Annotated in this window: 11 protein-coding genes; 6 read left to right on the forward strand and 5 right to left on the reverse strand. The window is 73.6% G+C overall.

The features are described 5' to 3' along the window. Positions 1-2: 2 nt before the first annotated feature. Genes AB0J66_RS43420 through AB0J66_RS43430 form a run of 3 tightly spaced genes read left to right on the forward strand, consistent with a single transcriptional unit; the run spans position 3 to position 6,179 of the window. Positions 3-2,606, forward strand: coding sequence for a DUF5682 family protein (locus tag AB0J66_RS43420; RefSeq protein ID WP_364673500.1), 2,604 nt, complete (start codon positions 3-5; stop codon positions 2,604-2,606). Continuing rightward, the gene (locus AB0J66_RS43425) at positions 2,603-3,712 is read left to right on the forward strand and encodes a VWA domain-containing protein (protein ID WP_364673502.1); all 1,110 of its coding nucleotides are present in this window, start codon (positions 2,603-2,605) and stop codon (positions 3,710-3,712) included. Before AB0J66_RS43420 ends, AB0J66_RS43425 begins: the two co-directional genes overlap by 4 nt. Positions 3,713-3,749: 37 nt before the next feature. Next, positions 3,750-6,179, forward strand: coding sequence for a hypothetical protein (locus AB0J66_RS43430; protein ID WP_364673503.1), 2,430 nt, complete (start codon positions 3,750-3,752; stop codon positions 6,177-6,179). A gap of 163 nt (positions 6,180-6,342) precedes the next feature. Here the strand turns inward: AB0J66_RS43430 and AB0J66_RS43435 are convergent, their stop codons facing one another. Both AB0J66_RS43435 and AB0J66_RS43440 read right to left on the reverse strand, forming a co-directional pair. After that, positions 6,343-7,710 carry a M20/M25/M40 family metallo-hydrolase gene (locus tag AB0J66_RS43435; protein ID WP_364673504.1) on the reverse strand — a complete coding sequence of 456 codons (1,368 nt, stop codon included), beginning with the start codon at positions 7,708-7,710 and terminating at the stop codon, positions 6,343-6,345. A gap of 10 nt (positions 7,711-7,720) precedes the next feature. Continuing rightward, entirely contained in the window at positions 7,721-8,413 is a 693-nt protein-coding gene (locus AB0J66_RS43440) for a FadR/GntR family transcriptional regulator (protein WP_364673505.1), read from the reverse strand. A gap of 192 nt (positions 8,414-8,605) precedes the next feature. Here AB0J66_RS43440 and AB0J66_RS43445 point away from each other — a divergent pair, with 192 nt between their 5' ends. After that, positions 8,606-10,039, forward strand: a complete 1,434-nt coding sequence (locus AB0J66_RS43445) for a 2-isopropylmalate synthase (protein ID WP_364673507.1) — start codon at positions 8,606-8,608, stop codon at positions 10,037-10,039. Positions 10,040-10,042: 3 nt separating this feature from the next. Here the strand turns inward: AB0J66_RS43445 and AB0J66_RS43450 are convergent, their stop codons facing one another. The 3 genes from AB0J66_RS43450 to tcuA all read right to left on the reverse strand — a co-directional run bounded on the left by AB0J66_RS43450 (position 10,043) and on the right by tcuA (position 13,070). Then, the gene (locus tag AB0J66_RS43450; RefSeq protein WP_364673509.1) at positions 10,043-10,624 is read right to left on the reverse strand and encodes a dihydrofolate reductase family protein; all 582 of its coding nucleotides are present in this window, start codon (positions 10,622-10,624) and stop codon (positions 10,043-10,045) included. A gap of 66 nt (positions 10,625-10,690) precedes the next feature. Beyond that, on the reverse strand, positions 10,691-11,494 hold the full coding sequence (locus AB0J66_RS43455) for a helix-turn-helix domain-containing protein (RefSeq protein ID WP_364673511.1): 804 nt from the start codon (positions 11,492-11,494) through the stop codon (positions 10,691-10,693). A 151-nt stretch (positions 11,495-11,645) separates the two neighbouring features. After that, positions 11,646-13,070, reverse strand: a complete 1,425-nt coding sequence (tcuA, locus tag AB0J66_RS43460; RefSeq protein WP_364673512.1) for an FAD-dependent tricarballylate dehydrogenase TcuA — start codon at positions 13,068-13,070, stop codon at positions 11,646-11,648. A gap of 61 nt (positions 13,071-13,131) precedes the next feature. Here tcuA and AB0J66_RS43465 point away from each other — a divergent pair, with 61 nt between their 5' ends. Both AB0J66_RS43465 and AB0J66_RS43470 read left to right on the forward strand, forming a co-directional pair. Beyond that, positions 13,132-14,106, forward strand: coding sequence for a tripartite tricarboxylate transporter substrate-binding protein (locus tag AB0J66_RS43465; protein ID WP_364673514.1), 975 nt, complete (start codon positions 13,132-13,134; stop codon positions 14,104-14,106). Then, positions 14,103-14,561 carry a tripartite tricarboxylate transporter TctB family protein gene (locus AB0J66_RS43470; RefSeq protein WP_364673516.1) on the forward strand — a complete coding sequence of 153 codons (459 nt, stop codon included), beginning with the start codon at positions 14,103-14,105 and terminating at the stop codon, positions 14,559-14,561. The genes AB0J66_RS43465 and AB0J66_RS43470 overlap by 4 nt, the downstream gene beginning before the upstream one ends. Position 14,562: the final 1 nt, after the last annotated feature.

The following is a 14,562-nucleotide window of genomic DNA, read 5'->3' on the forward strand; positions in this document are numbered from 1 at the left end:
CCGTGCCGGTCACCTTCATCGGGGTCCGCCACCACAGCCCCGCCTGCGCCCGGCTGGTGGCCTCCGTCATCGACGACCTACGGCCGGCGTGGGTGCTGGTCGAAGGCCCGGCCGACGTCAACGGGCGGATCGGCGAGCTGCTGCTCGGGCATGAGCTGCCGGTCGCGCTGTTCAGCAGCTACCGCGACGACACGCGGCGGGTGGCGTCCTGGGCGCCGTTCTGCGACTACTCGCCGGAGTGGGCGGCGCTGACCCATGGGGCCGAGGTCGGGTCCGCGCTGCGCTTCATCGATCTGCCGGCGTGGCATCCGGCCTTCGAGGGACGCAGCAACCGGTACGCGGACGCGGAGCTCCGCTACGCGGACGTGATGGAACGGTTGTGCCGCGCCTTCGAGGTGGACAACGTCGACGCGCTGTGGGACCACCTGGTCGAGATCGCGCCGGCCGAGGGCCTGTTCGACCGGCTGGCCACCTACTTCGACCTGGTCCGCGGCGAGGCGGCGGCCGGGGAGTCGGACACGGCGCGCGAGGCCTACATGGCGTCGTGGGTCGCGGCGGCGGCCGCGGCCGCGGGCGATGGGCATGTGGTGGTCGTGACTGGTGGCTTTCATCGGCCCGCTCTGGTGCGCGCGCACGCCGGCCTCAGCGTGGGCGCGCACGCCGGCCTCAGCGTGGGCGACGCCCAGGCGGACGGCCCTGGCGCAAGCGGCGCGGGTGCGGGCGAGGACGGCGCCGGCGCGGTTGGCGAACAGCCCATCTGGCCGGACATTCCGGAAATGCCGGAGGGGGCGATCGGCGGGAGCTTTCTTGTGCCGTACTCGTTTCGGCGGCTCGATGCGTTTGACGGCTATCAGTCCGGGATGCCGTCGCCGGGTTACTACCAGGAGCTGTGGGAGTCGGGGGCGGGCGGGGCGGCGCGCCACCTCGTCGAGGCGGTGGCGGAGCGGCTGCGGAAGAAGCGGCAGCCGGTCTCGACGGCGGATCTCATCGCGGCGCGGGCCACGGCGGAGGGGCTCGCGACCGTACGCGGGCATCACCGCCCGGGGCGGACCGATGTGCTCGACGGGCTGGCGTCGGCGCTCGTCAAGGAGGCCATCGACGTGCCGCTGCCGTGGGCGCGGCGGGGGACGCTCGAGGCCGGCAGCCATCCGGTCGTCGTGGAGATGGTGGCGGCGCTCAGCGGGCACCGGGTCGGGCGGCTGCATCCGGACACGCCGGCGCCGCCGCTGGTGCACAACCTCGACGCGGAGCTGGAGCGGGCCGGGCTGGACGGGGCGGCCCGGCTGGAGCTCGACCTCACCCGGGCCGCCGACCGGGATCGCAGCCGCGTGCTGCACCGGGTCCGGCTGCTCGGCGTGCCCGGCTTTCACCGCGACAGCGGCCCTGCCACCGGGCTCGACCCGGCGCTGCGGGAACGCTGGACCCTGCGCCCGGGACCCGAGCGGTTGACGGCGGTGATCGAGGCCGGGGCGTACGGGGCCACGCTGACCGACGCCTGCGCGGCGGTGCTGGCCGAGCGTGCCGCCGCGGCCGGGCGGGACGTCGACGCGCTGGCCCTCGTGCTGTTCGACGCCGCGCTCTCCGGTACCGCCGACGTCTCCGACCGCACCCTGGCCGACATCGAGGCGGCCGTCGGCGCCGCTCCCGAGCTCGGGCCGCTCGGCCGCATGCTCGCCGTGGTGCTGACCATGTGGCGGCACGACGGCTTGTTCGGCACCGCCCGCAGCAGCACCCTGGCCACGGTCATCGCCGCGGCCGTCCGCCGCATCCTCTGGCTGGCCGAGGGCGTACGCGGCGACGAGGCCCCGGCCGACCCGGGCCGCATCGGCGCGCTGGCCGCCTGCCGCGACGGGCTCCGGCACGCCGGCCGGGCGCTCGGCCTCGACCGGGCGGCCGCCCTCGAGGTCGCCGGCCGGATCGCCACCGACCGCGAGGCCCCGCCCGACCTGCGCGGGGCCGCGTTCGGCGTCCGCTGGGCGCTGCACGACGACCCGTCCACCATCGACGCGGTGCGCGGGGTACGCGGCGCCTTCGTGCCCCGCTCGGCCGGCGACTGGCTGGCCGGCCTGTTCGCGGTGGCGCGCGAGGAAGTGCTGCACTCCCCCGAGGTGATCGGCCTGCTCGACGAGCTGCTCTCCGGACTGTCGGCCGACGACTTCCTCATCTCGCTGCCCGCGCTCCGGCAGGCGTTCGAGTTCTTCCCGCCCCGCGAACGCGAAACCATCGCCGGCCAGGTCCTCGCCCGCCGGGGCCTCACCGGCACCGGGCGCGCCCTGCTCCGTACCGCCGGCCCCGATCCCGCCGTGATCGCCGCCGGCCTCCTCCTGGACGACCGCGTCGACACCGTCCTCTGCCGCGAGGCCCTGATCCTCACCGACCCCGAACCCTCCGACCCCCCGACCCTCCGCACCGCAACCCCAGACGCCGCGACCTTCCCCACCGCGGCCCCAGACGCCGCGACCTTCCCCACCGCGGCCCCAGACGCCGCGACCTTCCCCACCGCCACCCCCGGCCCCGCGACCCACCGCAGCGCGACCCCCGATGCCGCGACCCTTCCGACCGCCAACCCCGACGCCGACGCCGCCTCGATCGGAGATGTGCTGTGACCGATTCTGATCTCGAGCGGTGGCGGCTGGTGCTGGGTGAGCCCGCCGCCGCGATGGGTGATCTCAGCGCTGAGAGCCTGCGGCGGGATGCGGCGCTGCGCTGGCTCTACGGGCGGGACGAGGAACACGCCAAGCGTGATGTGCGCGGCGGCGGGGACGGGCCGTCGGCGCTCACCACCGTGGACTGGCTCGATGACATCACGCAGCTGTTCCCGAAGGAGACGGTGGAGCGGCTGCAGCGGGATGCGGTCGAGATCTACGAGATCACCGATGTGGTCACCGATCCCGAAGTGCTGCGCACGATCGAGCCGAACCCGGCCCTACTCCGCGCGGTTCTGCAGACCAAGCACCTGATGAACCCGGAAGTGCTGCGGCTGGCCCGCCGGATCGTCGAGGCCGTCGTCCGGGACCTCATGGCCAGGATGGCGACCGAGGTACGGGCCGCCTTCACCGGCACCCGGGCCCGCAAGCCGAGCCGGTGGAAGCAGGCGCGCGACTTCGACGTCACCCGGACGCTGCGGGCCAACCTGGGGCACTACCGGCCGGACGAGCGGCGGCTCTACATCGAGACGCCGCACTTCTTCTCGCGTACGCGCAAGCAGGTCTACCAATGGCAGGTCATCCTGCTCGTCGACCAGTCCGGCTCGATGACCGATTCCGTCATCCACTCGGCGGTGACCGCGGCCTGCCTGTGGGGGTTGCCGGGAGTGCGGACGCACCTGGTCGCCTTCGACACCGAGGTGGTCGACCTGACCAGCGACGTCGACGATCCGGTCGAGCTGCTCATGAAGGTCCAGCTCGGCGGGGGCACCGACATCGCCAAGGCGGTCCTCTACGGCGCCGGCCTGATCGAACAACCCCGGCGCGCCATCGTCGCGCTGATCAGCGACTTCTACGAGGGCGGCTCGGAGCAACTGCTGGTACGCACGGTCCGCGACCTCGTCGAGCAGGGCACCAAGGTGCTGGGGCTGGCCGCCCTCGACGACCAGGCCAACCCGGTGTACGACCGCGCCACCGCCCAGCGCCTGGCCAACGTGGGCGCCCCGGTCGGCGCGATGACCCCGGGACAGCTCGCCCAGTTCATCGCCGAGCAGGTGACCCGATGAGAGAGCCGGCCGACGGGCCGCCGATGGGGAGGTTGCTGTGCGCGCTGATCTGCGGGCGCTGACACCGGAGACGCTGGCCGAGCTGACCAACCGGGGGCTGGTCAAGCGGGCCGCGCGCGAGCTGGAACGCGAAGCGCCGAAGCTGTCGGAGGACGCCGACGGGGCGGTCCACGCGGTCTTCCCCGACGGCGCGGCCACCGACCTGCCGCCGGGCGGGCTCGACGCCGGCTCCTGCTCGTGCGGCGCACCCGGCGTCTGCCGGCACGTCCTCGGTCTGGTGCTGGCCTACCAGCGATGGCCGGGCGCCGAACAAGCAGAGGACTCGCCCGGCGACGCGGCAAGCCCGCAAGGCGATGCCGGAGAAGCCGATCCGGCCTCCGAGCAGTCCGCCGAGGAGAACCGCGCCCCTCGCGGTGGCGCGGCGGGGGCAGGCACGGCCAGCGGGGCCAGCGCGACGGGAGCAGGCACCGCCGGCGGGGTCGGCGCGGCAAACGCGGCCGGGGCCAGCGCGGCGGATGCCAGCGGGGCCAGCGCGACGGGGGCACACGCGGCCAGCGGGGCCAGCGCGGCAGATGCGGGCGCAGCTAGCGGGGCCAGCGCGGAAGGCGCGACAGGCGTTGCGGGGCGGTGGTCGCCCGGGAACTTCACCGATGAGCAGCTGCTGGCGCGGGTCGGGGCGCGCATGATGACGGCGGCGCGGCGGGTGTTCCGGGCCGGGTATGTGGCGCGGGTCCATCGGGGGCGGGCCGCGGATCCGGTGCCCATGGTGGAGCTTCCGACGGCGAGCGTGCGGTTTCTCGTACCGCACGATCTGGGGTTTGCCCGTAGTGACGCCGTGGCCGGGAGCCGGGATGACGTGCTCGCGCTGGCCGTGTGGGCGTTTCGGGTGGCGGATGAGCGGGCGCCGGGCGAGGCCGATGTTCAGGTGCAGGTGGGTGGGGCGCCGGGGGCGGGGTCGCAAGGGCTCGGGCGGGCGGTCGGGCTGGCCGCGACGGTGGTGCGGGAGGGGGCGGTTCATCTCGGGGTGGGGATGGGTGGTGAGGTGGCGACCGTACGGGCGGAGCTCGAGGCGGGGCGGATGCGGTGGCCGCTGCTGGCGGTCGAGGATCTGGTCGGGCAGCTCGAGGCGTACCGGGAACGCAGTGCCCGTTATCGGCCGGAGGCGCTGGCCGACCATGTGGCCGAGCTGTTCGCGCGGCACCGCAGTGTGACGCGGGGCGGGAGTTCGCTGGCGTCGCGGGTGCTCGGGACGGACGAGGCGTCGGAGACGCCGCTGCGGCGGGCGCGGCTGGACGGTCTCGGGGCCCGCGTCTCGGCGGCGGGTGACGAGCGTACGGTCGAGGTCTTTCTCGCCCATGCCGACAGCTCGGCCGTGCTGGTGTTGCGGCGGCAGTACGCGACCGATGAGGCTGGGCCGGCGCTCGGGAAGCGGCGGGTGGCCGGGGTGAGCGTGGGGGCGCTGGCGGCCGGGGCGGTGATCACCGAGTCGGCGGCGCGGAGTGCGAGCCGGCAGGTGCGGCTGGGGACGCGGCGGCTGAGCCGGACGGAGGCGATGACGACGCGGGACGCTTGGCAGCACCTGCCGCGGTCACTGCTCGTGCCGGACCTGGCGGGTCTGTCGGCGGAGCTGGCGGCGCTGCCGCCGCGGCCGGTCCGGGCCCGGATCGAGGCGGAGCTGGTCCGGGTGGTGCCGATCGCCGAGGTCAGATCCGTGACGTACGCGCCGGGAGCGCAACGGGTCGACGCGGAGATCGCCGACGCGGCCGGGGTGTTGGCGACCGTGACGGCCACCCACGCCGCGTGCGCACCGGGACGGTTGGACGCGGTGGTGGCGGCGCTCGAGGGCGGCGCCCGGTTCGTGGCCGGCAGCGTGCGGCGCGGCGTGGTCGGGCGCGGCGGGAGCACGGGCGGCACGGGCGGCACGGGCGGCACGGGCGGCACGGGCGGCACGGGCGGCAACGGGAGCGGCCCGGCCAGAGGCGGCGGGAACGCAAGCGGCGCGGGCGGCGGCGGGAACGCAAGCGGCGCGGGCGGCGGCGGGAACGCAAGCGGCGCGGGCGGCGGCGGGAGCGGTAGGAGCGGAAGAGGCGGGAGCGGGCTAATAATCGACCCGATCGGGTTCGCGACGGACGACGGCGTGGTCGTGCCGGACCTGGCCGAGGCCGGGCGTGCGCCGGATCCGCGGGACCGGCCCGGCGACGTCACCGATCCGCTCGGGCTGGCCGTGACCGAGGCGCACGGGTTGCTGGCCGAGGTGGCCCATCGCGGACTGTTGCACCTGCCGTCGCCGATGACCGGGCGGCTGCGCGACGCGGGTAAGCGCCTGGAGGCCGTCGGGCTGCGGCGGGCGGGAGCGGACCTGGCCGTGCTGGCGGCACGGCTGGCGCCGGATCCCGGCGACGACGCGGCCGAGGCGTGGGCGGACGCCTATCTGCGGGTGAGCCTCTGCGCGGAGCTGCTGCCGTGACAGCCGTCCGCCGCGCCGAAAGCCGCCGTGATAGCCGCTCGCCTGCCCGAAGACCGCCGTGACAGCCGCCCGCCTGCCCGAAGACCGCCGTGACAGCCGCCCGCCTGCCCGAAGACCGCCGTGATAGCCGCCTACGGCCGCCGAAGAGTGGGAATGAGCGCGGCTACTTGAACTCCTCCGGGCGCAGCCCGGCCAGGCGGGGCCAGAACGACGCCAGGGTGGACGCGCCCGAGAGGAGCACGTCGATGGAGGCGCGCTCGTCGCTGTCGTGCCAGCGGTCCTCCGGCAGGCCGGTGCCGAAATAGACCACGGGGGCGTCGATGAGGCGGGCCAGCAGTTCGGCCGGGCCGCCGCCGGCGTTGCCCATCCGGCCGGCGGGGGCGCCGAAGCCGTCCTCCATCGCGGCGGCCAGGGCGGTCACCGCGGGGTGGTCGGGTGGGGTCGCGTACGGCTTCTGGCCGGTCTCCTCGGAGACGGTGAGCTCGTAGTCGACGCGGTCGCTGAGATTCTCCGCGACCCAGCGGCGTAGCTGGTCGCCGACGGCTTCGGGGGTCTGGTCGGGCACGATGCGGATGCTGAGCATGGCCTCGGCCTGTGACGGCACGGCGCCGCGGGACGGGCCGACCGGGTCGCCGCCGATGATGGCGATGACCTCGGCCTGCGGGCGCAGCCACAAGCGTTCGAGCACGGTCCAGCCGGCCTCGCCGCCGATGGTGCGGGTCTGCGAGCGTTCCAGCCAGTCCTCGTCCGAGTAGGGCAGGGCGGCCAGTTCGGCCCGGCGGCGCTGGGTCGGCTCGGCCACGTCGTCGTAGAAGCCGGGCAGGGTGATCCGGCCCTTGTCGTCGTGCAGGGCGCCGAGCAGCCGGCCGAGCTCGACGACCGGGTTCGGCGCGGGCCCGGACACGGCGCCGCTGTGCATGTCGCGCAACGGGCCCCGTACCTCCAGCTGGGCCAGGATCATGCCGCGCATGCTCGTGCAGACGGCCGGATGCTCCCGATGCCACAGCAGCGTGTCCGAGAAGACGACCAGGTCGGCCGCGAGGCGCTCGCGATTGTTCTCGATCAGGTCGGACAGGCCGGCCGAGCCGGTCTCCTCCTCACCCTCGACCAACATCTTGATGGTGACCGGCGGGGTGCCGAGGGCCCGCACCGCCCACACGTGGGCCAGAGCCTGCCCCTTCGCGTCGGAGGCGCCCCGCCCGTAGACGTAGCCGTCGCGCACGATCGGCTCGAAGGGCGCGGTCTCCTTCCACTCCTCGTCCTTGGCCGCCCGCACGTCGTGGTGGCTGTAGACGAGCACGGTCGGCGCCTCGGGCGCGGCGCACCACTCGGCGTAGACGGCGGGCGCCCCGTCGGCGTCCCAGACCTCGACCGTCGGAAACCCGGCCTGCCTCAGCGCGCCGGCGAGCCAGTTGGCCGAGCGTAGGACGTCGATCTCGTGGTCGGGAACGCCGGCCACGGACGGCACCCGCAACCATTCGACCAGTTGCTCGGTGAACTCCGCGCGGTGCGCGGTCAGGTAGTCGTGCATGGCGCGCCGACTACCCGCTTCCCTCCCGTCGAATCAGGGCAAGTGTATTCTGCAGCTCCCGGCGCAGGGTCCGCTCGGCGGCCTCGGGATCCTGCCGGCGGACGGCGGCCACCAGGGCGGCGTGGGTGTCCTCGCCCGGGTTGGGGCGCTGCACGCGCAGGCCCAGCAGCTGCACCAGGTCGATCAGGGCCGCCCGCAGCACGGGTACGAACTCGGCGAACAGGTTTCGCAGGACGGGGTTGTGGGCGGCGTCGACCACCGCGGCGTGCAGCGCGATGTCGGCGTCCACGAACGTGGCGTCGTCCGCACCGGCCGCCACCACCCGGCGTGCCATGGCGGCGTCCAGGGCGGCCAGGTCGTCGTCGGTGCGGCGCCCGGCGGCCAGCCGGGCGGCTTCCACCTCGAGGGCGACCCGCGCCTCGTACACGTCGGTGATCTTGGCCCGGCGCAGCTGGACGGCCCACGCGACACGCGGCTCGGCCGCCACGACGAAGACCCCGGCCCCCTGCCGCGACTCGACCAGGCCGGCCCCGGCCAGGATCCGCATGGCCTCGCGCAGCGTCGGGCGGCTCACGCCCAGCAGCAGCGCCAGCTTGTGCTCCCCGGGCAGCTTGGTGCCCACTCCCCACTCGCCGGAGGTGATCCGGTCGCGCACTCTCTCCGCCACCTGCGACACCAGCGGCGACGGGCTGACCGGATTCATTCCTGAAGCCTAACTTGTCATACAACCTGACAAGTCCTATCGTGGCGGCATGGCGTTCCTTCTTCTTGGTTGCCGCTGCGGGGCCTGACACGGCCGGCTCCCCGCAGCGGGTGCCAACGCGCGCCGGTCATCCCCGATGGACGACCGCAAGGAGAGACCGAGATGCACTGGAATCCGCAACGGAGCAGCGGCATGCCGTACCACCGGTACCGACCCGTCGAGCCTCCCCAGCCGGACAGCCGCGACTGGCCCGGCGCCCAGATCACGCGGGCGCCGCTCTGGGTGCCCGTCGACCTGCGCGACGGCAATCAGGCCCTGCCCGAGCCGATGGACCCGACCCGCAAGCGCCGCTTCTTCGACCAGCTCGTCGCGATGGGCTACAAGGAGATCGAGGTCGGTTACCCCTCGGCGAGCCGGGACGACTTCGACTTCGTCCGGGACCTGGCCGCCACCGAGCTCCCCGACGACTTCACGGTCGTCGTCTTCACACCGGCGCGGGCCGAGCTCATCGACCGCACCGTCGAGTCCATCGACGGCATCGACAGAGCGATGGTCCACCTCTACACGGCCACCGCCCCGCTGTGGCGGGAGGTGGTCCTTCAGCGTACGAGGCCCGAGCTGTTGACCTTGATCCTCGCGGCCGCCACCCACCTGGCCCGCCGCGCGCCCGGGCGGCGGTTCCAGTTCTCGCCCGAGGTCTTCAACCTGACCGAGCCCGACTTCATCCTGGAGATCTGCGACGCCCTGACCCGGCTGTGGGAGGCGAGCCCGGACAACCCGGTCGTGCTGAACCTGCCGGCCACCGTGGAGGTCGCCACCCCCAACGTCTACGCCGACCAGATCGAGTACATGCACCGGAACCTGCCCCGCCGCGACTCGGTGATCCTCTCGGTGCACCCGCACAACGACCGCGGCACCGGTGTCGCCTGCGCCGAGCTGGCCGTCCTGGCCGGGGCCCAGCGCGTCGAGGGCTGCGTCTTCGGCAACGGCGAGCGCACCGGCAACGTCGACCTGGCCACCCTGGCCCTCAATCTCTACGCGCAGGGCGTCGACCCGATGATCGACTTCTCGGACATCGACGCGGTGGCCGCCACGGTCGAGCACTGCACGCGTCTGCCGCTGCACCCGCGCCACCCGTACGCCGGAAGCCTCACCCACACGGCCTTCTCCGGCACCCACCAGGACGCCATCGCCAAAGGCCTGGCCCGCCAGACCGCGGACGGTCCCTGGAACGTCCCCTACCTGCCGATCGACCCGGGCGACCTCGGCCGCACCTACGAGGAGGTCATCCGGATCAACTCGCAGTCCGGCAAGGGCGGCATCGCGCACATCCTGCAGGCCCACCACGGCCTGGACCTGCCCGCCGCGATGCGCCCCGTCTTCGCCCGCGCCGTCCAGCGGGTCACCGATCGCACGGGCCGCGAGCTACGCCCGGCCGAGCTGTGGGAGCTTTTCCACGACACGTACGTCTCCCCGGGCGCGACGCCGCCGACCAGGCCGGCCGAGGTCCTCTCCGTCCACAAGGACAACTTCTGGGTGTACGCGGAGTGCACCGTCGCCGGGCACGTGGCGTGGGGTGCGGGCCCCGACGAGGACCATGCCGTCCGCGCCGCGGCGAACGGCTGACCGTCAGCGGCGCACCGGATAGCGCAGGTGGAGCACCCGCCGGCCCTGGATCACCAAGTCCGGATCTTCCAGTAGGTGCTGCGCATCGACCGAGCCGAAGTACCGCTTGCCGGACCCGAGGACGACGGGCACGACGTCCATGCGTACCTCGTCGACCAGGCCCGCCGCCAAGGCCTGGCCACCGACGTCGCCCGCGGCGATCTCGACGATGCGGTCGCCGGCCAGCTCCTGCGCTTTAGCCACGGCGGCCTCGACGCCGCCGACGAAGTGGAACGGCGCCCGGGGATCCCAGCCCTCGGGCGCCGGCCTGTGCGTCACGACGACCACGTGCTCGATCCCGCTCGGCGGCTTGCCGTCCCAGCCGTCCGTCATGTCGAACACGCGGCGGCCGGCCACGGTCACCCCGATCTGGTCCCAGTACGCCCGGGTGTAGTCGTAGGACGCCTGCGACACCTTGAGCGCGCCGCTCTCGTCCAGCGGGACGTCCCCGCCGGTCAACCAGTCGAACAGCGGCCCGGGCTGGTCCTTCTCGTCGGCGATGAAACCGTCCACCGACACCGAGCTGTATATGACGACCTGGCCCACGACGCACCCCTCTGCTTTCCGGTGCCCCCAAGTTAACGGGTCGTGAGCGCCGGTTCTTGTAAGAAATCAATCGGCCGGCAGCGGCCATCCGTCGAACGTGTGGCCGGGATGTTCGAGCTGGAAGCGCCGCCGGGCCTCGACGTAGCGGGTCGGCGTGAGCCCGGTGAACGCCCGGAACTCGTGGCCGAAGTGCGCCTGGTCGAAGTAGCCGGCGCCACCGGCGAGCGCGCCCCAGTCGACCGGCCCGGCCGGGTCCATCGCGAAGACGAGGGCGGTGAAGCGGTGGGTGCGGGCCAGCCGCTTCGGCGTGACGCCGACGATCTGTTTGAACCGCTGAGCCAGGTGGGTGCTGCTGACCCCGGCGGCCACCGCCAGGTCGCCGATCGGCACCGCCCCGCCGGTGGCCGCGATGACGCTGCTCGCCCGGCGGACCAGCCCCAGCCCGGCGGTCTCACCCAGCCGTCGCCTCAGCTCCTCCTCGAGCACGGTCAGCATCGCGTGCGGTCCGTCCGCCGTGGCCAGCCGGTCCCGCAGCCCGGCCACGGCGGAACGGCCCCAGACCTGCTCGAGGGTCACCGGCCGGTCGCACAGCTCGGCCGCGGGCATCGGCAGGAACGGCGCCGGCCCCCACGATTTGAAATGCACGCCGACGGACCGGGTGCGGGGCGGGTAGCTGAACTCGTACGCGCGGGTCGGCATGGTGATCACACAGCCGTCGGCGTACGTGGCGCCGCGGATGCGGAACGGCGCCCCGAGGTTGACGATGAGCAACGCGGCCGGCGCCGGCGGCAGGGTCAGCCGGGCGTACGGCGGCACGCCCTCCAAGTAGTAAAGGTCGTCGATCAACCCGTCCAGCGGCGGTCGAGGCACTCTGGACACGTACTCCACGCCCCCAGCATCGCAGAGGCCGGGCGAAGCTAGTGCGGTGGCCGCCGCTCGTGGGGAGTCGCTCGTCCAGAGTTATGGGCGAGGATCCACAACACCACCGTGACCAACCCGGTGAACGTTCATGGACACCGCACTAAGCGAGATTGCCGGCGCGGCGGCCGAAGACGGTGCCGGCGGTCAGGCCGCTGCCGCCCGGGTAGTTGCCGCTGAAGAGGCCGCCCAGCATCTCGCCGCAGACGAACAGGCCGGGGATCGCCGAACCGTCCGGCCGGAGCACGCGGCCGGAGGTGTCGGCGCGCAGGCCGCCGAAGGTGAAGGTGATGCCGCAGGTGACCGGGAAGGCGTAGAACGGCGGCGTACGGATCGGCAGCGCCCAGTTGCTCTTCGGTGGCGTGGTGCGTGCGGCTCGGCCGTCCTTCACCGAGGGGTCGAAGGGCACCGACTCGTCGATGCCGGCGTTGAAAGCGTCCACTGTGGTCGGCAGTTCGGGCGCCTTCAACAGCTCGGCCAGTGCGAAAACACTGTCGGCGGTGACGACGCTGGCGCCCGGGGCGTCGTACTCCTCGGTGCGCAGCATGGGCCGGATGGAAGCGTCGAAGATCTGGTAGGCGATGCCGCCCGGCTGCCGCAGAATTTCACCGCCGTAGCGGGCGTACGTGTAGTTGCGGAAGTCGGCGCCCTCGTCGAGGAACCGCCGGCCCTCGGCGTTGACCACGATGCCGAGCGGGTAGCTCTGCCGGGTCAGCCGGTTGGTCAGCTCCCGGTCCCCGGTGGCGGCCGCGTTGGCGTCCCACGCGACCGAGTGGCACGAGCCCCAGTCGCCGCCCCGGGCCGCGCCCGCGTCGAGGGCCGCCCGCAGCATGTCCCCGGTGTTCAGCGGCGTGCCGCGGACGAGCGCCCGTTCCCAGCCCGGGCCGAGATGCTCGCGCCGCCACACCGGGTCGGCCTCGAAACCGCCGGCGGCGAGGACGACCGACTCGGCCCGCTGTTCGCCGCCGGCCCAGCGGACGCCGGTCACCCGCCCGTCCTCGACGATCAGCGAGGTGCAGCGATGCCCGTACCGCACGTCGAAAGCGGCGGCCCGCGTGTGCTGCGCCATCAAGCCCTTGCCGCCGCCGGTGCTGCCCACGGCCAGGCCGCCCCAGAAGACGTGCCGCCCCTCGCTGTCCGCGTACGCCTGCCGCTCGTACATCAGGCGAAATCGCAGGCCGAGGCTGTGCAACCAGCGCAACCCGTCGCCGCTCTCCTCGGCCAGAACGGCCGAGAGCCCGGGGTCGGTGCGGCCCGCGGTCACCTTGCGCAGGTCGTCCACAAAGGAGCTTGGCGGGTACGCGGGCAGCACGGTCGCCGGGTGCCGGGGATCGGGGTCGAGCACCGGGGCCAGATCGGCCAGCCCGTCGTGGGCGATCCGGAACGCGCCCGCCGTGTAGAAACTGTTCCCGCCCGACTCGCCCGGCTCACCCCGTTCGAGCAGGACGACCTCCCGGCCACGGGCCGCCGCCGCGTGGGCCGCGCTGAACCCGGCGTTGCCGCCCCCGACCACCACGACGTGCGCCATGCCGCCTCCTGTAACAAACTAGGAGCATCGATGTAACCGTACGTCACACGTGGGGGACGGAATGCGGAGATGGGGTCCGTACGTCGCGGCCGCCCTGGCCACTGTCCTGCTGGTCGTCAGCGGGGCCTGGGCCGGCGGCGACGACGACTTCATGGACGGGCGGCAGCTGCGGCTGATGGCGCCGGCCGCGCCCGGCGGCGGCTGGGACCAGACCGCGCGCGAGATGCAGGCGGCGCTGCGCGACCTGTCCGGGCGGACCGAGGTCTACAACGTCACCGGGGCCGGCGGGACGATCGGGCTGAGCCAGTTCGTCCGGCACGACGGCGAGCCGACCGAGCTGATGGTGATGGGCCTGATCATGCTGGGCGCGATCGAGAGCAACGACGCGCCGATCGGCCTGGACCGCACGACGCCGCTGATCCGGCTGGTCACCGACTACGAGGTGATCGTGGTGCCGGCCTCGTCCCCGGTGCGGACGATGCCCGAGCTGGTGGCCCGGATGAAGCAGAACCTGGGCGGGGTGTCGTTCGCGGGCGGCTCGGCCGGCGGCGTGGAGCAGATCCTGGCCGGTCTCGTGGCCGACGCGATCGGCGCCGACCCCGGGAAGGTCAACTACGTGGCCCACTCGGGCGGCGGGGAGGCTTTGGCCACGCTGCTGTCCGGGCGGGCCACGGCCGGGGTCTCCGGGGTTTCCGAGCTCGAGGCCCAGATCGAGGCCGGGACGGTACGGCCGATCGCGGTGTCCAGCGCTTCAAGGTTGCCGGCCCTGCCCGACGTGCCGACGCTGAAGGAACAGGGCGTCGACGTGGAGCTGGCCAACTGGCGCGGGGTGGTGGCGCCGACGGGCATCAGCGACGGCGATGAGCAGGAACTCGAGGACCTCCTGCTGCGGATGACGCGGAGCGCGGCGTGGCAGGAGACGCTGCAACGTCGCGGCTGGGGCGACGCGACGCTGGCCGGGCCCGAGTTCGAGCAGTTCATCGACCAGGAGCGGGAGACCGTGACGGACGTGCTCAAGAAGATGGGGCTGGCATGACCGCCGCCGGCGAGGAGCGGTCGCAGGCGGCGGCGTCCGGGCTGCTCGGGCTGGTGATGATCGTTCTCGGGGTGGTGGTGCTGGTCGACGCGGCCCGGCTGCGCGGGTCGGACGATCCGGTCGGGCCGGCGGCCGCGCCGACGGTGATCGGCGTACTGCTCGGCCTTCTGGGTGGGGCGCTCGTGCTGTCGTCGCGCACGCTTCCGCGTACCTCCGGGAAAGGCCTTTGGCGCCTGACGGCCATGGTGGTCACGCTGATCGCGTTCGCCCTTCTGCTGCCACTGCTGGGGTACGTGGTGAGCTCGGCCGGCCTCTTCACGGCGGCGGCGTTGCTGCTCGGCGCTCCGCATCCCGGGCGTGTCGTGGCGTACGGCTGGACCCTGGCCGCGGTGGTCTTCCTCGTCCTCGACCGCCTGATCGGGCTGTCGCTGCCGGCCGGGCCGTGGGGGTTCTGAC

The sequence above is a fragment of the Actinoplanes sp. NPDC049598 genome, assembly GCF_040675435.1.
Lineage (GTDB): Bacteria > Actinomycetota > Actinomycetes > Mycobacteriales > Micromonosporaceae > Actinoplanes.

Bases quoted from the DNA above. Each gene is read 5' to 3' on its own strand.
- tcuA (WP_364673512.1), bottom strand. From the start codon at position 13,070: ATGGCGCACGTCGTGGTGGTCGGGGGCGGCAACGCCGGGTTCAGCGCG.
- AB0J66_RS43440 (WP_364673505.1), bottom strand. From the start codon at position 8,413: ATGAATCCGGTCAGCCCGTCGCCGCTGGTGTCGCAGGTGGCGGAGAGA.
- AB0J66_RS43445 (WP_364673507.1), top strand. From the start codon at position 8,606: ATGCCGTACCACCGGTACCGACCCGTCGAGCCTCCCCAGCCGGACAGC.
- AB0J66_RS43470 (WP_364673516.1), top strand. From the start codon at position 14,103: ATGACCGCCGCCGGCGAGGAGCGGTCGCAGGCGGCGGCGTCCGGGCTG.
- AB0J66_RS43435 (WP_364673504.1), bottom strand. From the start codon at position 7,710: ATGCACGACTACCTGACCGCGCACCGCGCGGAGTTCACCGAGCAACTG.
- AB0J66_RS43465 (WP_364673514.1), top strand. From the start codon at position 13,132: ATGCGGAGATGGGGTCCGTACGTCGCGGCCGCCCTGGCCACTGTCCTG.